This is a genomic window from Roseimaritima multifibrata (assembly GCF_007741495.1).
Taxonomy (GTDB): Bacteria; Planctomycetota; Planctomycetia; order Pirellulales; family Pirellulaceae; genus Roseimaritima; species Roseimaritima multifibrata.
The window spans coordinates 4,434,381-4,452,337 of the sequence record NZ_CP036262.1 but is presented as its reverse complement, the minus strand read 5'-3'; the positions used below and the strand labels follow the sequence as shown (position 1 = coordinate 4,452,337).

General features: G+C 52.9%; 10 protein-coding genes. 2 read left to right on the top strand and 8 right to left on the bottom strand.

Annotation, left to right across the window (positions count from 1 at the left end):
- The first annotated feature begins 129 nt into the window (after window positions 1-129).
- Window positions 130-1,131, top strand: a complete 1,002-nt coding sequence (locus FF011L_RS16040; RefSeq protein WP_145352642.1) for a DUF3179 domain-containing protein — start codon at window positions 130-132, stop codon at window positions 1,129-1,131.
- 937 nt (window positions 1,132-2,068) lie between these two features.
- Here the strand turns inward: FF011L_RS16040 and FF011L_RS16035 are convergent.
- From FF011L_RS16035 to FF011L_RS15995, 8 genes are all read right to left on the bottom strand, one after another.
- Window positions 2,069-2,572, bottom strand: coding sequence for a rhodanese-like domain-containing protein (locus FF011L_RS16035; protein WP_218932669.1), 504 nt, complete (start codon window positions 2,570-2,572; stop codon window positions 2,069-2,071).
- A gap of 255 nt (window positions 2,573-2,827) precedes the next feature.
- Complete coding sequence (locus FF011L_RS16030; RefSeq protein WP_145352640.1) at window positions 2,828-9,268, bottom strand: DUF3320 domain-containing protein; 6,441 nt, start codon at window positions 9,266-9,268, stop codon at window positions 2,828-2,830.
- Window positions 9,269-9,597: 329 nt separating this feature from the next.
- Window positions 9,598-10,680, bottom strand: coding sequence for an ADP-ribosylglycohydrolase family protein (locus FF011L_RS16025; protein WP_145352639.1), 1,083 nt, complete (start codon window positions 10,678-10,680; stop codon window positions 9,598-9,600).
- 4 nt (window positions 10,681-10,684) lie between these two features.
- Window positions 10,685-11,665: an AAA family ATPase gene (locus tag FF011L_RS16020; RefSeq protein WP_145352638.1), complete on the bottom strand. Its 981-nt coding sequence runs from the start codon at window positions 11,663-11,665 to the stop codon at window positions 10,685-10,687.
- Complete coding sequence (gene pnuC / locus FF011L_RS16015) at window positions 11,662-12,243, bottom strand: nicotinamide riboside transporter PnuC (RefSeq protein WP_145352637.1); 582 nt, start codon at window positions 12,241-12,243, stop codon at window positions 11,662-11,664. Before pnuC ends, FF011L_RS16020 begins: the two co-directional genes overlap by 4 nt.
- 386 nt (window positions 12,244-12,629) lie before the next feature.
- Window positions 12,630-14,681, bottom strand: a complete 2,052-nt coding sequence (locus FF011L_RS16010; RefSeq protein WP_218932668.1) for an alpha/beta hydrolase fold domain-containing protein — start codon at window positions 14,679-14,681, stop codon at window positions 12,630-12,632.
- A gap of 903 nt (window positions 14,682-15,584) precedes the next feature.
- Window positions 15,585-16,073 (bottom strand): DUF6653 family protein, encoded by a 489-nt coding sequence (locus FF011L_RS16000; RefSeq protein ID WP_145352635.1) that lies wholly within the window; start codon window positions 16,071-16,073, stop codon window positions 15,585-15,587.
- Complete coding sequence (locus tag FF011L_RS15995; protein ID WP_145352634.1) at window positions 16,070-16,891, bottom strand: PhzF family phenazine biosynthesis protein; 822 nt, start codon at window positions 16,889-16,891, stop codon at window positions 16,070-16,072. Before FF011L_RS15995 ends, FF011L_RS16000 begins: the two co-directional genes overlap by 4 nt.
- 201 nt (window positions 16,892-17,092) lie before the next feature.
- Here FF011L_RS15995 and FF011L_RS15990 point away from each other — a divergent pair, with 201 nt between their 5' ends.
- Window positions 17,093-17,899, top strand: a complete 807-nt coding sequence (locus tag FF011L_RS15990) for a YdeI/OmpD-associated family protein (protein WP_145352633.1) — start codon at window positions 17,093-17,095, stop codon at window positions 17,897-17,899.
- Window positions 17,900-17,957: the final 58 nt, after the last annotated feature.

The window sequence follows — 17,957 nt, the reverse complement described above, 5'->3', positions numbered from 1 at the left end:
TCGTGGGTTAAGAAATTCGTTTTATCGGGACAGAGTATTGCGTTCTGTTGTTCCGCCTGTCCGTGAGCTAGCTCACAGAAGCGTTGAAGTCACCAACACGTCGATCGGTCGAATTGGAGTTGATCTGAAATGAGTATTCCGTCCAGATTTATCCGCAGTCTGTTGATTTTCACTTCGTTAACGTTAGCGGCTCTATGGTCGTTGCCGCGTCAGGTTGATCGTGATGACAGCGATCCGTTAAGCGTGCATGTGGTGCAGCTTCGAGGACAAGCCGATGTTGGATTCGACTTGAGCCAAGCAACCATTCCCGTCCAAGAAATTCGCGCCGGGGGACCGCCCAAAGATGGTATCCCTGCCCTGTCCAATCCAATGATGGTCTCGGCCGCCGAAGCGACTTACTTGCGCCCCAACGATCGAGTGATCGGCGTGGTGTCGGGGCGGGAATCGCGTGCTTACCCACTGCCCATTTTGAACTACCACGAGATCATCAACGATCGCATCGGCGAGCTTCCGATCGCTGTGACCTATTGCCCACTGTGCGATTCGGCGGTCGTGTTTGATCGTCGGACTCCGCTTGGGGAACGGGAGTTCGGCGTATCAGGATTGCTGTACAACAGCAACGTGTTGATGTACGACCGATCCAAAACGGAAAGCCTCTGGTCGCAGGTGAAAGGCGAAGGTGTTTCCGGCCCCGGTGCTGGAATGAAGTTGGCCGCGTTGCCGATGGAGCTGACCACGTGGGCCGCTTGGCAGAAACGCAATCCCAACACATTGGTGGTTTCGTCAGAAACCGGCCACAGACGAAACTATCAAACCAGCCCGTACGCTCGCTATTTTCAACAACCCAATCTGATGTTCCCGGCAAAGCCAACCAGCAACGCGTTGCCTTTGAAGGAAACGGTGCTGGGCGTTTGGGACGACGCCAATTCGCTGGCGATTCCGATTTCTGCGTTCGAAGGAAAGTCGACGCAAATCGAAAAGTCTCTTGGCAGCAAAAAGTTCACGGTAGCCTTCGACGCTGATGATCAAACGATTCGAGTCGTCAAAGCCGATCCCGGAATTCAATGGATGAATACGTTCTGGTTCCCCTGGTACGCGTTTCGTCCCGCAACCGAAATTGTGGGACGCTGACCTTAGCTTCGGTATTGTTCCTTGAGAATGGTTAGACGCATCGTAAGCGATACCTGTTAGTCAGCCATGCCGGCGGCTTGCGCCCAATGCTTTCTGCGGGCGGATTTCTTAGCCGGTCGGCGCAAGCGGACCGGAAAATCCATCCTGTTTTCTGTGCGATTGCCGGACGGCTTGCGCCGTTCCGCTAAGAAAGTGGATCGCATTGGGCTCATGCCGGTTATTGCGTCGGCAGCTACCCTGTTGCTGGATTTCAGTTCATCCTTCTCCGGCAGCTTCGAACGCATATGAGGGTAGCTGCCAGTTGTGAGGCCGCCGGGGCAAGCCCGGAAACGGAACTCTTTCGGAAGCCTGCGGGCTAGCAGCGTCGACGCAACTAATCCCAAGCCGCTTCGTAACCGAGGGACCGGGAACACTGTCTGCAATCCCTCGCTTACGCGGCGGGTTGGGGGGGCGCGATGCATTGCCGCACAGCAGCAACCCCACTTGGAAACCACCGTCTGGCGACGGTAGCTGCGCTCGCCAGAGCGTGGACAGACAAGGGTGGTTCTGTCGCCCGCTGGGCTTTCCTTTTCGCGATCCCCACTCCGGCGGCTCGCGCCGCCGGCAAGTATCTGCCGCCCTCCGGGCTACGTGTTCACTCGGCCTCATGTAGACTCGTCGACTGCTGCATACCCTTCATTTATAGATTTCACGTCCCGAGCGAAAGGCTACAAACTTTCTAGGCTTCCGATTCAATCGATGGGACGTGACGCGAACAACAAGTAGGTTAAGAACATTTCCTGTCTGGCTAACGATCGACAGCTGTCAGGCAATCCGCATCCGCCGGTTGATGTCTTGCGATCGTATTCGCTGGTGTGCAGGATCGGCAGCTCGGCCTAAAGATCAAAGAATTCGGCATTCGTATGAATAGGCTCCAACAGCATTGTGCTGCGTCTGTTCAGTAGACTGCCGTGTAGTTGGGAGGGACTTTGTATTCGGAGCTGTAGGTGTGCACTCGATTCGTCTGTTCACCTTGCATGGTCACCAGCGGCATTCCTGCGCGGCACCAATCTAGGATACTACCTTTAAAATTCTGGGCGATAAAACCATCCGCAATCAGTTTCTTTGCATACTTTTCGGACCGATATCCGATCGTGCAGTAAACGATGATCGTTCGGTTGCGATACTCTGCTTGATTCTTTTCAAACTGCTCTTGCGTGATCGCTCCAGGGATCATTGACACTTGGTACTCTTCGGGGGCCCTTACATCCAGGATCAGATACTGTTCATTGATTTTGTAAAGTTCCTCGGGCTGCTTCGCGTTCAACTTCTGCAATTGCTGGACCGTCACTTCCGGAACCGCCGGGGATCCGAAAAAGAACTTTCCGAATTGTGCAACCAAAATTGTTGGGATCGCAACAAAGAGCAGCGCGGCGACACTGATAGCGAACAGACGTGGCACGAGGAACCTCAACAAGGAAGGAAAGCTTTCAGGCAACGGGATACTACAAGCAGCATCCGGGTGGTCGCAACCCATTCGGAATGCTGCCCCGAAAAGTGAATTCGGCGGAACCATTTTCCCAGGTGGTGAGATTGGTCACGTTGACGCAGGATTTTTCGAATGCTGGATTTTATACGTCATTCGTTCGATCTTGTTCCTGCAATGCATCTTCAAGCTGAGCCACAAAGTGCCCGAGATGCGTTTCGATGGCTATTCTTAAATACTGCTACCGAGCTTTGATTCTATCGCTGTTTCGATTCGTTCGCGTGCGGACTTAGATAGTCGGGCTAGCCCGATCTCTCGGGCTAAGGCTAAGGCCGGATCTTCGCTGTCAAGTAGGTGCCTTTCTGATTGAATGAGGCCGAACAACTCTTGGATGGGGATTTCGTCCAATCGTCGCCGCTCGTCACCCTTACCGGCGTATCGAAATGGTATAGATTGATCCGGATTCTCATTGGCCCATAGGAAATTTCCCGCAGATTCTTTCGTTTTGGTGAGCTCTGGTATCGTAGCCATGATGCGTTGCTTGATCTTTGCTGCGGTGCGAGCAAACCCGTGAACGCGTGCAATCCGTTTCGCGACCAAGTCGTCGCGAACAGGCCCTTCAGCGTCCACCACGGCCAGCGCCATTTGTCGGATGGTCTCCGTATAGCTTTCGTCGAAGAATTCTGCTTGGCGATCGGTTGCGTCTTCGAGCATGAGAGGTTGATAGAGCTTTCGTTCACTCGATGTACGGCACTTAGATGTTTCCGACGTTGATTTTTGTGCGTCTCTATTTTCCGACACGAGTGATATTTCAGTAGCGGCAGCGAACACTTCTGATCTATCGGGGATCTCTTGAGGTTGTTGCGGTTCGTTTGCAGGTTCGTCCGAATCCGAGTCATTAAACTGCGTGGTATCATCTGGGAGCAAATCGCTGACTGCGTTAGTTTGGGGAGCGTTCTTCGGGAGGGGGGGGATTTCGTGCTTGGACGCTTCCAGCAGTTTCTCTAGCTCCTGCTGTAGTGCATCAATCGCCGTGTCAGGATCGTACCACCAATCCGTTGACCAAACTCGAGCAATATTCCAACCCAGGTTCTCTAAAACAAGTTGACGTGTTTTGTCGCGGTCGCGTGCAACTGCGGAACGGTGATAGGTCGCTCCATCGCACTCGACGCCAGCCAAGTATGCACCAGGTCGATCAGGATGGATCACGCCTAAGTCGATTCGGAATCCAGAAACACCAATTTGTGGTTCAACCTGCCAACCACGTTCAATGAGTGCTTGGGCAACAGCTTCCTCAAGGGGGGATTCATAATCGCCCACCGAACCTTCGTTCTGTTCGGCGATCGACTGGAAGCCACGATGTGCGTAATTCAAGAACGACTTTAAATCGTGGACTCCTCGTGCTCCTGAGCGTTCCGCGCGAAGTTCATCGGGTAGGAAGGATGCGTAAACACAAAGTGCCACGCGCGCACGTGTAATCGCGACGTTTAAACGTCGCTCACCGCCGGTGCGATTAAGTGCTCCGAAATCGACAGGGAACTTTCCGGTTATGTCTTTTCCAAAAGTGATCGAAAAGTACATCACGTCACGTTCGTCGCCCTGCACATTTTCCAGGTTCTTAACGGCAGTCGGTTCGATTCGTTCGTCTGAGAAAAACCATTCTAATTCTGGTGAATTCCGTAAAGCCTCATCTAGCAAATCTTGAATCAACGTCTGCTGTTGACTGTTGAATGTGACCACACCATAGGTCAGTCGCTCTTCCTCCGATTTTTGCATGCATCGCTTCATACGAACCACTAATTCATCGACGATGGCATCCGCTTCTTTGCGATTTGAGCGACTCTTGCCGCGATCATAAATACCATCCGCAACATGAACCAATGAAACACCCCGCTCTTCCGAATGAGCTGCAGGGAAAGTGACCAATTCGTTGTTGTAATAGTGCCAATTAGAAAATGCGATTAAGGATTCATGACGACTGCGATAGTGCCAATTCAATTGCAAGGTTGGCAGACCGGACGCTTGTGCCTCGTCCAGGATGCTCTCAAGATCCTTCTCACACTCGTCAATTTCGTCATTTTCTTCGTCGTCTTCTGTTTTCCCAAAGAAGTTTGTAGGCGGAAGTTGTTTCGGATCGCCAACGATAATCGTCTGCTTTCCCCGGGCGATGGCCCCGATAGCGTCCCAAGTCGGAATTTGTGATGCTTCATCAAACACGACGACGTCAAATAATTCTTGGTCTGTCGGTAAGTACTGTGCAATGGATAGTGGTGACATCATCAAGCAAGGTGCCAGTTTGTTAAATGAATTTGGCATCCCTGAGATCATTTCGCGAATCGACTTGCTCGGGCGTTTCAGCCCCATTTGATGTCGCAACAGTCCAAGTTCCGACTTTCGTGGTACATCATTGGAGTTAGGCAGGTCATGGTAGATCGCCTGTTTCGCGCGTGGTGCAGCCGCTTGGCGTGCAAGTTCATCCAGTCTGCAGAATTCTCGAATGGTCTCTTCGTGTTGCACACGCCCAAACGTCCGTAGGGAATCAGATTTATCCACGGCAATAGGAAGCCACCATCGGGCATAAGCCAATCGGAACTGTTCTGATAAGTCTTTCGAATTAGTATCGCCGCTGACCAGTGAGTCGCAAAACGAGTTCAGTCCGAGACTCTTCGCACGGTTTGTTGCGGCCGTCCACATAACCCATTGCTTCAGCATTTTTCGGTTGTTTAGAACGCGTTCAGCCTGCTCCAACGCATCGTTAGCCATGCGGGTTGTTTCGTTCGACGCTGGAGTTATACCAGCGATTTTCGTATAAGCTTTCCACGCATTACCGAGCGTTTTTGCATCTTGCTGAAACTTTTTGACATGCTTGACACGTTCATCGGCTGTGGCTTCTATCACCCGCTGCAGGCTATCATTGTCCAAGCCGATTGTGCGCGATGCGTCGCGAATTCGCAGTGCTGCTTCGAGTTCTGTCTCGAGTGCCGAAGCGTCCTTGTCAACCTTCTCAGTTAGCGTTTTCTTCAGGCCAAGTGATTCAAGATTCTCTCGTAGCAATACCTTGGTCTTTTCCAGTCTCTGCCCCGGTGGATACAGCCTTTTAGCCGCATCCCGAATCGTCTTTAAGGATCCTCTCGAAGCCTTCGCTACGGTTTCAAGCAGCCATCCGCTTTCCTTTATCTTCGTGCGTATTCTTTCTGCGGTCTGCAGCGCTAAGTCCAAACCCGAAGGATTTTCTTGAACGATCGATTGAAGGTCATCAGGTAAGCCAAGAGACAATAGGTTTTCATTCAACGTGGAGATGTGATCGCGTTGCTCACAAAGGAGAGATAGATCCAGTTCTGGGTTCGGTTCTCCGTTGGGGGACATGGTAGACTTAAGTCGTTTCACAACCGCTTTGGTTCGCAGGGTTGAAAGCGGCCAGAACGAACTGTTCGCTTTCTGCCATTCCGATTCTATTTCTTCAAGTTTGATTTTTGCAATCAACACCGGATCAAACTGTCGAGCCGTTAGTGCTCTAGCCGTTTCATCTCGCAGTTCCAGTAACCTTTTGCGTTCGGCAAGAAGGTTAGGCAAGGTGTCAAAATTTGTGTGGAAAACCAGTGCGTCTGGTGGTAGGTCGCCCCGTACGACTGTGTTTGCCAGTCGATAGAGTGCTGGACGAGTCGATTCGGGGACGTCGGAGGTTTCTTCGCTACCAAGCAACGCTGCGAACTTCATGACTACCGAGTTCAGTTCGCGTTCTGCGGAATCGTATTGATTAAGCAGATGACTTCTCTCGTCCAATTTTGACTTTAATGATTCAAGTTCATCGTTAAGCAGTAACTCACTTGGCGGAAGACGCTCGGCTGCTAGTTCTTTGGTGAATCGATAGACCGCTTGAAACTGCTTAGCAACAATGTCATCTCCAAGCGAAAGCCCGAGTGATGTCGAAAGCGCCGCAACCGAATCCGATAGGACAGTCGAAGCGTGCTTTAGTTCGTCGCAACAGGATAGAAAGTCAGTCTCCCATCCCATCGACCATTCGCTAGCGCAAACTCGCCCAAGATTTGCACTTTGGGGCAATGCTGACCAAGCGATCGACAAATCTTCGACACACTGGTGCAGCGCCTTATATTCATCGCGATCATGGATCGTCGTTCGCGGCCAATCTAGTTGAACGGCAGGAAATGAACGATCACGGACACTCACGCCCATGGCGTCGTAAACGGTCCAGCCATTCTCGTGGGTGGCATGAATTGCCTGAACGTAAGCATTCAGTTCGTCACGCCGAATCTTTAGACGTTCACTTACTTCTAACCAATTGTCTTTGGTTGGACGCTCTCTTCGCTTCCAGGACGCCTCAAGCTGGGCTAGCATCCGCCGGCGTTCTGCCTTGTTGGAATGCAACTCAACACAGCAGTCGCCTAAACCGTGTTCCTTCAATCGTCGATGCACGACGTCAAGAGCCGCTGTTTTTTCGGCAACGAACAATACCGTTTTGCCAACGGATAAACACTGCGCAATTAGGTTCGCTATCGTCTGGCTCTTGCCGGTACCGGGCGGGCCGACAATCACCAAATCATGGCCTTCCGATGCGGCCATCACGGCGGCCAATTGCGACGAATCCGCTGGTAACGGGTGCACCACATCTACCGGTCGGTAACGCGTGTCGATCTCGAATGGTTTCGGCATCGGTGAACCCACATCCGACGAAAATGCCTTGTCTGGGTCTCGAACCAAATGGCGAACTACGCGATTTTTTTCCAGTTGATCGACGCGTTCAGCTAGGTCTTTCCACATCAAGTACTTCGCGAATGAAAATGATCCGACTGCTACTTCTTCGACTACTTCAAACCCTGGAATGTCACGCACGGCACGTCGAACGCGTCCAAGTACTTTGGGGACATCCACGCCGCTATCGTCGGTCGGTAGGTCTGATTCCAAATTCGTTAAATCGCAGTCGAAGTCTTTTTTTAGCAACTGCAACAGTGTTGCGTTGAATCGAACATCGTCATCGTGATGGCTGAGGTGAAACGGCGATGAAGCACTACGGCGAGTCAATTTGATGGGGATAAGCAGCAAAGGAGCCCGATAGGTACTCGACGTAGAAGCCTGTTGTTTCCAACGCAAAAAACCGACCGCGAGATACAGAGTATTGGATCCGCCCTCTGCGAGATCGTTTTTCGCCTTTCTGAATAGGGTGGTCAGACGCCGATCAAGGTCGTTTGCTCCAAGTTGGCAGGCAATTTCGTCGCGTGCCAATGCCTCTCTCGCAAACTCTCGATCGACGTCCTTTTGAGTTCGGTCTTGGAAGAGCTTGGAATCTCGGTCTGCCACTTGATTCTCGTCGACCAGTGATACTAGCCGCAGTCGTCCGCCGCTAGCCAACCGGTCTTCCAAACGCGAAACATCAGGGCACAGCACCGGTACGGTTTGCTTGTTCGTTTTGAAATTCAGCAGACGATTCCGTAGCGATAGATCCAGGAGTTTGCGTTGCCAGCGATCGATGCGGCCCGCTGGTGTTTGCGGAATTGGATCGTCGTCTATTGTTGGTGTCTTAAACCCAGGCGAAGCTGGCAACGGCAGAGGGCCATTTTCACTGGCTTTCTCTATCACCTCTGACCGCTTGCCGTGAGACGCGAGCGGGCGGACCTGTGACATGCGAGCGCGCGCTACGTCGATCGCTGCGACGAACTCGTATTCCTTTGCCTCACTGATTGCGTCGACCGCCACGGCTACGGCATCGTTGAACATCGCGGGAGGCCGTTGAGTAACCATGGTTGTCTCAAATACGACGAACTCTTTCGCAACGTAAGCTTTGCGCAACTCACTCGGATCCGTTGAAATCCGTTTCGACAGCGATTTGTCGATCAGCCAGACACCGACAAAGCAATGGCCTTGTACCATTACCAAAACAGCGTTCAACCCGATCGCTTCCAGTCCAGCAGCAAACAGGAGGGTTGAGTCCAAGCAAGTCGCCAAACCATCGGCCAACACTGCCGATACTCTTCTAGTTTTCTGTCCAACTCGTTCAAAACTGCTTGGTGGATTGGCATAGGTCAGCGCTTTCTCAGCGACTGCCGACCACAATGCTGCAGTTAGCAGATAAACGCGGTTCGGGTCGTCTGATTGGTATCCATCTAACGCTGGCGAATGGCCATGAAGCTGCATTGAGGCTGCGGCCGACTTTAGCAATGGTGCAAGTGCCGGATCATTTGGGGTTACAAAGGCTGGCAGTAATTCGCCCATTGCCGTCACACCACCCCATTCATCGCGAGCGAGTACTCGCAGTTCATGATGGGTTGCTGTTAGCTCATCGTCGCCCCTGAGTATTCTAAACGCAAGCGTGCCACGAATCGCTTCGTCCAGTCCATCCAGATAATCGGCCTGAATTTGGATGTCAATGTTTTTGATGCAAACTTCACTGTTGGCACCGACCCGGTCAATGCTCCATACATGATTTGAAACAAACGCAGGATTCGCAGTCAGTTCAACCTTGAGTGACGCCAGATCTGAATCTGTGGAATTGACGACTTTTAACTCACGTAACAATGGCACTGCGTTCTGCCAAGCCGCATAATTGAAACACTCTTCAGCGACGACTTCAATCGAGCAGGAACAAGGACTGTCCAGTTCATTGTCGCTTGCGTTTTCGCTTTGTTGCTGCCCGCCGTTGTGCTTACTGTCTGTCATGCCGCGATCATTGCCCTAAGAAATCCAAATGCTGGTCGAATCGTTGGATAAGTATAGTCGATGAGATCTTTCATTGGCCCAAATCGGCAAAACAACATTTGAAAAGAAGGTATCCGAATCACAGTGTTAACTTGAAAGGCAGAAGCCGATCAACATTCGTTTCTTATTCGTGGACGTGCGAGGTAAGTTGGTAAAAGGCCAAGAAGACTAAGTCACTGAGAAATCGAGTGAAGACGGTAGGGAAGGCTCAGTTAGCGCAGGTTGTTGGACTTGCAGATTGAGGTTGGCTTTGATTTTGTTGCGGATGACGATTTATGAATTTGTGGTCTTTAGTAAGGCGGGGCAAGCCGTCGAAAGCCGTGAAAGAGGACGACTAGAAGGAACAGTAGATTGCGAAGTAGGACTCCGAGCGGATTGATGGAGGGAGGCTTTGTGCCAGTGGTCGGATTTGCATCGATTGAGGCGGCCAGCGATTCGCCGAGTGAACGCATCCATGTTACGCTCCGCGGCCATTCGCACAGGCCATCGATCCACTCTTCGGGAATATTCCCTTCCCCGCCCTCACGACCGACGCCTGCTCCAACAATGCCACCAACGATCGCGGCGGTCGTGTCGGCGTCGCCTCCGCAGCGGATGATGGTGGCGACAGCTTGGCGAAAGTCTTTGGGGTGTGCTAGCCAAGCATGGATCGCGACTGGAACTGTGTGGTAGGTGTATCCGGTGACGCCTTTGCCCAGCCCCAGACCTTGTGCAAAGTCGGGTGTGGATTCTCCAGTTCGGATGCTCTGGTCCGCTTTGCGAAGCAGATCCGTTAATTCGACTCCTTCGTTGCCGACGGCTTCGGCAACTTGCTCGAGCCATAGATTCGCGTCTGCGGTTTCGTTATCCCTTGAGTGCTTCGCTGCCAACGCTACGGCGATTGCTCCGTATTCGGCTTTCGGATCACTGTGCGTCAGCCGTGAAGATGCTCGCACCATATGCAGCAATAACGTACAATCGTCGATCGCCGCACCAAAAACCGCGGCTCGCATCGCTGGGCCGTTGCCTGCAGAAAAGACTCCGGCATTTTGTGGTTTTGCTCCTAGCCATAATTTGATCCCCGAACGAGCGGTCGCTTTGCCAACGCCCGCCGGAAACGCCAAGATCCACCACCGCAATCGACTGGCGAAACGTTTGGTGAAGATATCAACGTCGCCGTTAGCTTCAATCAGCGACTGAGCCACCATGCATGTGTGCTCGGTGTCGTCGGAAATCATCCCGCGACCAAACAGGAATCGGTAGCGATCGGGCGGCCCAAGTAATTTAGGTGCCCTTTGCGATGAAACGCCTTCGTAGGGCAACCCCAACGCATCGCCGACCGCGGTTCCTAGGATACATCCGACAATGGCTTCACGTTTTGAAACTTTGTTCATGTGTTCATGAATTCAGCGACATTAGACTTTTGATGACCCGGTTAACACGACTCTGGAGCGAACCGGAGAGTTTGATAAAGTCGATATTTCGGCGAATGAGATCCGATTCAATCTTCATCTGGAAATTCGCGCGGTGCACTTCGCCACTGCGATCCCATGTGTCATCATACGGGATGTCTGTGTCGCAAACAAAGCAGAAACGATATCGATCACGACATGAGTCCGCCAACTCTGCCACCGTTGGGTGCGCCTTGCCATGATAGTCAAGAGAGAATTGATACGTGGTAGTCGCATCGGTATCGACAAACAGATAGCGGTTCGCATTCGCTATGATCTGGTCCTCACGTTCGCGATGCCCGACCGCGATCTCCGCGAGCTGCTCCAGCGTTAACCGGCGGTCGACGTGATGTGACTCCCAATACTCGCGACCGAACTCCGGTACCCATTTCGTCTTTAAGCGTTTAGCTAATTCACGAGCGATCGTTGTCTTGCCCGTCGAAGGGGCCCCGAGAAATACGATCTTTGTCACTAGGTCACTGTAGACGATGGTTTCCAAGTAGTCGCGGAAACGATAGGGGGCTCGGCGAATTGTAGTTGCGGAAATAGGAATTTGCTTTCGATCGTCATCAACGCGGCAGTCAATCGCCCCCAACGCCTGACTCACGTGATGCCCATAAAATTCACTACTGTAGAAGTGCGTGACGTCTCGGCCTTTCAAAAGTTGACGCAGATAGGCGTCATGGAGCGAGGTGATTTCGGGGGTATTGCCCACAACGGTTGGCCCATCCTTCGCCAGGAGGACCTCGACGCTCGGATACAATTTCCTGATCCAACCGGCTCGCGTTTCCAGCAGAACGGGTGTGACTTCGGGTGCGTCGTAGATCACTACGATGGTGTGGTCGTTCTCGGCAATTGCTCGCTCAATAATCAATTGATGCCCGCGATGCAGCGGTGCATATTTACCTAAGGTCAGTCCTAAAGTCATGCCGCGACCTCGTTCGTTCTTTGCTTCGCCAGCTGCTTCTTCCAAATCACTAATCCAACACTGGCTAGGATCATAAACGTAATGTAGAGCACCGCAGTCGCATTGAGCTCTTTTGTGAAATAGACCCAAATAGCGACGACATCGACGCAAATCCAGAAGCCCCAGTTTTGAACGTATCGTCGAGCGAGCAAGATCTGCGCAACAAGACTTGCCACTGTTGTGAACGCATCGGGATAAGGAAGCGAGGCATCCGTCCACAAGGCCATCGCCAACCCGAGTCCGATGGTTCCAGCTGTCGTTACGGCAAGCCAGCAGCCGAGCCATGGAATCGCAAGCGACTTAACGACTAGGTTCCGATTGCCAGCATCTACTCGGGTCCAGTGATACCAGCCATAGAACTGTAGGAAAACGTAGATCACATGCAGCAATAAATCAGAATATAGTTTTGCATTGTAAAAAATGATGATGAACAGCAAGACCTGAATGAGTCCGGTCGGCCAGCACCAAACACTCCGGCGGATCGTCAGTAAAACGCACAGGAATCCAAATCCGGTCGCGGTAAGTTCGATTAAGTTCATCACGACACGTTTCCCGGAATCCTGAGTGCCCTTGCAGACGTTTGGAAAAAACTGGACCAGAGTCTGTTGTTTTCTGGTTTCCGTCAGTGCATGTTGACGTCGCCGGAGATTCTAAATCAAAAAGGTCCGTTGGGGAGTGCTCCGCTGTAGGCCGTTTTCATGTGAGGGATGTTTCGTGCGTATCGGTTAACGTGTTGGGTTTGATGCGATAGATGATGTCGTTGATCAGGTTGGTGATTTTGTGAGTGGAGTGGAAGATGAGGGGATGTTCACTCGATTTGTTTACTCGGTTGCGATTCGTGCTTGTATTTGTATTTAGGGGACTGGTGTCCTAGACGAAAACATCTGTCTTGGAAAGACAGAGCTACGGTTGGACAGATCTAGGCCTACTGGTTTACGGCAAACTTTAGGATTCGGATTGCGTTTCCTTGGCTGGATTCGTTCTTTGTTTTGGCGACTCGGATTTCGATCTGATGTTTGCCTGGCTCTAGATCTGCATTCAGCATCACCGTGCGTGGATAGTGCAAGCCCTTGCTGTAGTGATGGTATAGGTCTAGCGTTCGAGGTTCGCCTCTGTCGATGGAATATTCGACTGCCCCGGCATCGGGACCGGCTAGGACGAACAAACCGATTCCTGTTCCGTTGAACTCTAGCGTGCACTGTGAACCGACCTCGGTGCTGCACAGCAGTTGCATGTCGCTAAACCTTGCTCGCTTGGATCCTGGCAAACTCGCCCAGTCCGGTTGGTGGACGACCCAGCCGTTGTCAAGTTTTGCCGCCGCGGGAGGCAGCATCTTTCCTTTTGCATAGCTGTTCTTGTCGATCTGCCTTGCCGAGCGATGCGATTTGCTGCGGGGGTGATCTGCGATGGGACTCGACCATGTTGCATCGAACAGATCTTTGATCATATCGGCCGCAAGCCGGTTGCCTGGATCTTTGGGGTGCGTGCCACCGTACGCTTCCCAGGTCAACGAGCCCGCCGTGATCCGCTCGGCCACTTCTCGAGCCAGGTCGATCGATGCGACTCCGTAGTGAGCGGCCACGCGTTCGTGGGCACCGCTACTGGTTGGCGTTTCGCCGTTTTGCAATTTTTGCAGCATCGGTGGATTCACAAAGTGGGTGACCACCATGTCCAATTGTGGAAGGGCCGTTCGGGCATGTCTGAGGATCCCTTCCATTCCGCGAATGCATTCACGCTCGGCGTGTGCCGCATCCTGATCGTCGTTCACCGCGAATTCGATGAACAGCAGGTCCGGTTTCGCAGCAAGAACGTCCTCGGCGAGTCTAAAGGCACCCGTTGTGGAACATGTGGAGCTGATCCCGGCGTTGATGAACGTGAATTCTGTTTCTGGGAACCGAGCTTGCAGGTCGGCCTGGACCATCACGCGGTAGCCGTCCATTTCGGTGATCGATCCGCCAATGAACGCCACCGTCCCTTTCTTGTTGTTTTCGAAGGCATGCCGAGAGAAATCAAAATGGCTTCGATAATGGACGTTTGAAGATTTGGGCAATGCGATCGCAGGCGGGTTTTGTAGGTATCCCAACGACTGCAAGAAGGTGTGCATTCGCGAGACGGTCAGGGGATAAAACTCACCCGGTTCGCCTCCTCGGCCGTAATTAAAGAAACCGTGAGTGGCGTGTGGGTAGCTGGCCAATTCGCAGCGGTTGCCCGCTTGTGTTGCCAGTTCCGTGTACCGCTTTGCCGTTTCAAAGGGAACGGTCGTGTCGGCTTCGCCATGAAAGATCACCGTTGGCGGTAGGCCGGAACGAATGTGGTGAATCGGTGAGATGCGCTCCGGTGGGACGCCAGTACGTGTGGCGATGTCAGCGAACTTGTCGACTCCATCTTCGTTTTGACCCAAACGGATCTCCTCGAAAGGTGCCAAAAGCAAGGCGGGGTTGAACAGTGCCAATGCGTTGGGCACGCTGCTAGTTTGTTTTGATGCCGGCTCGGTTGCCGGCTGGCTTAGCGGCGCTACCACGCCTAGGCAGGCAGCCAAGTGCCCGCCAGCGGAGCCTCCGCCGGCGGCGACGCGATTGGGATCGATCCCCAGCCGTTTGGCATTGTCACGAACCCAGCGAATCGCGGATTCAGCGTCTTCGAGTGATTTGTCCGCCAAGGTTCCGTGGCGTGAGCGGACGCGGTAGTCGGCGGTCATCGCGACCATTCCCTGTGACGCCAGATACCGGCAATGTCTTTCGAATTGAGCTGGATTGCCTGTCGTCCAGCCGCCACCAAAGAAGAACACAATCGCAGGACGCGAATCACTGGCCTGATGATCAGGTGGATCAAAGATCCACACTTTCATTTCCACGTCGTCAATCGTCTTGTACGTTTCCGCTCGCGCATCATCGAAGCTGGGCGGGTAACCGACCGATTGGCCGAACGCAGGCGATGAAAGAAGACACATCGTAAGCAGGACAACAATTCGATTCATGGTTCGCGACTGCATGGAGTAAGGGCACGTTTCGGGGAAGTCGCCTCATTATGACAGATTGTAGTTCGGTGGATGATGTCGATTGGTAAGGTCCGTAGTAAACGCCGAATCGTTCGTTCTCTTTTTTAGCGGAACGGCGCGAGCCGTCCGGCATGTGGTGTGTTGGGTGCTTGTGCCGGAACGGTATCGCTGTCGCTCTTTGGTCCGGCCTACTCTGCTTTCTTAGCGGAACGGCGCGAGCCGTCCGGCATGTGGTGTGTTGGGTGCTTGTGCCGGAACGGTATCGCTGTCGCTCTTTGGTCCGGCCTACTTTGCTTTTTTAGCGGAACGGCGCGAGCGGTCCGGCATGTGGTGTGTTGGGTGCTTGTGCCGGAACGGTATCGCTGTCGCTCTTTGGTCCGGCCTACTGTGTTTTTTTTAGCGGAACGGCGCGAGCCGTCCGGCATGCGGTGTGTTGGGTGTTTGTGCCGGAACGGTATCGCTGTCGCTCTTTGGTCCGGCCTACTTTGCTTTTTTAGCGGAACGGCGCTAGCGGTCCGGCATGTGGTGTGTGGCATGTGGCATGTGGCATGTGGTGTGTGGTGTGTGGTGTGTGGTGTGTGGTGTGTGGTGTGTGGTGTGTGGTGTGTGGTGTGTGGTGTGTGGTGTGTGGTGTGTGGTGTGTGGTGTGTTGGGTGTTGGGTGTTGGGTGTTGGGTGTTGGGTGTTGGGTGTTGGGTGTTGGGTGTTGGGTGTTGGGTGTTTGTGCCGGAACGGTATCGCTGTCGCTCTTTGGTCCGGCCTACTCTGCTAAGGAAGAATTGACTTTCGACGCTAGCGGTCCGGCATGCGGTGTGTTGGGTGCTTGTGCCGGAACGGTATCGCTGTCGCTCTTTGGTCCGGCCTACTTTGCTCGGTTTTCAGGTCACTTGGTTGAGCTTTGTTGGTCTTTGTAAATCCACACCATTCGATCGATGAACCAGAGTTTGCCTAGCATGGATACTGCCAATCCGAAGAGTGTGGCGGCGACGTTTAACCAAATTAGGCCGCCCACGAAAATGAGTGTTCCTAAGCCAGCGATGATGGTGAGCACACGTGCGACGCGGATATGATGATCGGCGATGGAGCCAGGTTTATTCGCCAACCAAATCCGTTCGCCTAGCACACCTTGCGACATCCAATTGTCGACGGATTTGGGCCGCGGAAAAATCCGCGGGTTGATCCAAATCCAGGCGATAAGGATGGTAATAGGAATGAGCGACCACCATCCAATCCAGACTCGACTCCAGATCGCGATGGCGAGCATTGGCAAGATTGCGACACGGCTCCAACCACTCCACGGGTTCGCATGCCGCTCCCAGACGGAATCATTCATCCCCATCGCTCGTTCGGTGGCTCGGCCCAATTGATTCATTTGGGTTCCACCAATAGATGCCCTTCGGTCACGGTCACCGCTTTTCCTGAAAGCTTGACGCGGTCTCCGGCGAGTTGGCAGTGAACGGTTCCACCTCGTGGCGACGCTTGGTGGCCGACGAGGGAAGTTTTGCTAAGTCGGGACGCCCAAAATGGTGCGAGGAAGCAGTGGGCGGATCCGGTGACGGGATCTTCGTTGATCCCACAACGCGGGGCGAAGAAGCGTGAAACAAAATCGATGTCCGGTCGTTGGCTGGGGGCTGTGACCATGACGCCGCGGGTCTGGATTTGCTGGAGTGCATTAAAGTCAGGACGCAGGTTTTCCACGGTGTCGGCTTCCTCGTAGATGACAGCCAGATCAAATTTGGTTTGCAGCATTTTAACATTAGCATCTCCGGTGCCGAGTGCGGCATTGAGACTTTGGGCGATCGACGCGTCGACGTCTTGCTGTTCCTGCGTCGCCGGAAAGTCCAACGTGATCTGAGAGCCAGAACGCGTGCATGATAATTCGCCGCTGAGCGTTTGGAACCGAATCGGTTCATTGACATCAGCTCGCCCTTGTTCGATCAATATGTGCGAGGCAGCCAGAGTGGCGTGACCGCAAAGATCGACTTCGGTTGTTGGTGTGAACCAGCGAAGATGATACGAGTTCGGTTCACCCGCAGGAACAATGAACGACGTTTCCGACAGGTTCATTTCAGCAGCGACCATTTGCAACCAACCGTCGCTCGGGTAGTTCTCCAAAATGCAGATGGCAGCAGGATTGCCGGTGAACGGGCGATCCGCAAAGGCGTCGATTTGCCAAATGGGAATACTCATAGTGGCCTTGTGAGAGAAAGCTAACGGACGGCGTGATAAGCGGAAAGACGCCGAGGTCTGCGCCCTGGTTCACTGATAAAAGAACGAAATTTCGTTTGTATTGATTTGGATAGGAATCAATCGATGCAGTGGGCTCCGGGAAGTTCGCCCGATCCCGTAGGATGGTGCGGTTCATTTTACGCGCGGAGTATTTGAAACACCATGAGTGACTATCCCTACAACTTTGACGCGAAGATCGTGAAATACGGTTTCGGGAAAATTGTCTTTTCGGTCGTCTACGTACCGAAAGAAATCACCTCGCAGCTGGATTTTAGCAAATCAAAGCGGTTGCGGATTGACGGCGAGATCGAAGGCATCCGCATCGAAGCGGCTTTGATCCCGACGAAGGGGAAATGGTATTTGATGGTTGCAAGGAAACTGCAAAAGCTGTGCGGCGTATCGCTTGGCGACCGCGTTTCGGTTTCTTTTGACATCGCGGATCAAGACGCGATCACGGTGCCGATGGAGTTGCAGTTTGCGTTGGAGGCCAACGATGTGGCTCGTGAAGTCTGGGATGGTTGGACAGCGGGTAAGCGTCGCGGGTTCTGTTACCGAGTCGATTCGGCAAAGATGGTCGCGACACGCGAACGACGTGTCGAAGAAACAATCGATTTCTTGTTAAGTGAGAAGCACAAGCAGATGACCGATGCGGACAAAGCACGTCTGATCGAACGGCTCGATTCGCTTGTGATGGCTGCGATTCCCAAGGCGACAAAGGTCCCGAAGTACGGCGGGACGCTTTACACGTTGAAGCCTGAAGAGAAAGAAGCCCAGTTCTGTGGTCTGTTCGCCTACAAGGAACACGTGAAGTTGTCGTTTGCACAGGGGACGTCGATTGAAGACCCCGATGGTTTATTAGAAGGTGGCGGAAAGTTCCGGCGACACCTGACGTTTAATAGCTCGGATTGCGTCGACGTGAAAGTTGTTAAACGTTTCGTTAAGGCAGCAGCGAAGCTGGGGGCCGGTTAATCAGGCCGAGTGAACATGAGAAAAAGTTGTCGCGATCTGGACGGTTTGAGATAGCGCG

Excerpts from the sequence above, each read along its gene's own strand:
- FF011L_RS16030 (WP_145352640.1), bottom strand. The coding sequence starts at position 9,268 with ATGACAGACAGTAAGCACAACGGCGGGCAGCAACAAAGCGAAAACGCA.
- FF011L_RS15990 (WP_145352633.1), top strand. The coding sequence starts at position 17,093 with ATGAGTGACTATCCCTACAACTTTGACGCGAAGATCGTGAAATACGGT.
- FF011L_RS16020 (WP_145352638.1), bottom strand. The coding sequence starts at position 11,665 with ATGACTTTAGGACTGACCTTAGGTAAATATGCACCGCTGCATCGCGGG.
- FF011L_RS16025 (WP_145352639.1), bottom strand. The coding sequence starts at position 10,680 with ATGAACAAAGTTTCAAAACGTGAAGCCATTGTCGGATGTATCCTAGGA.
- pnuC (WP_145352637.1), bottom strand. The coding sequence starts at position 12,243 with ATGAACTTAATCGAACTTACCGCGACCGGATTTGGATTCCTGTGCGTT.
- FF011L_RS15995 (WP_145352634.1), bottom strand. The coding sequence starts at position 16,891 with ATGAGTATTCCCATTTGGCAAATCGACGCCTTTGCGGATCGCCCGTTC.
- FF011L_RS16000 (WP_145352635.1), bottom strand. The coding sequence starts at position 16,073 with ATGAATCAATTGGGCCGAGCCACCGAACGAGCGATGGGGATGAATGAT.
- FF011L_RS16010 (WP_218932668.1), bottom strand. The coding sequence starts at position 14,681 with ATGAATCGAATTGTTGTCCTGCTTACGATGTGTCTTCTTTCATCGCCT.
- FF011L_RS16040 (WP_145352642.1), top strand. The coding sequence starts at position 130 with ATGAGTATTCCGTCCAGATTTATCCGCAGTCTGTTGATTTTCACTTCG.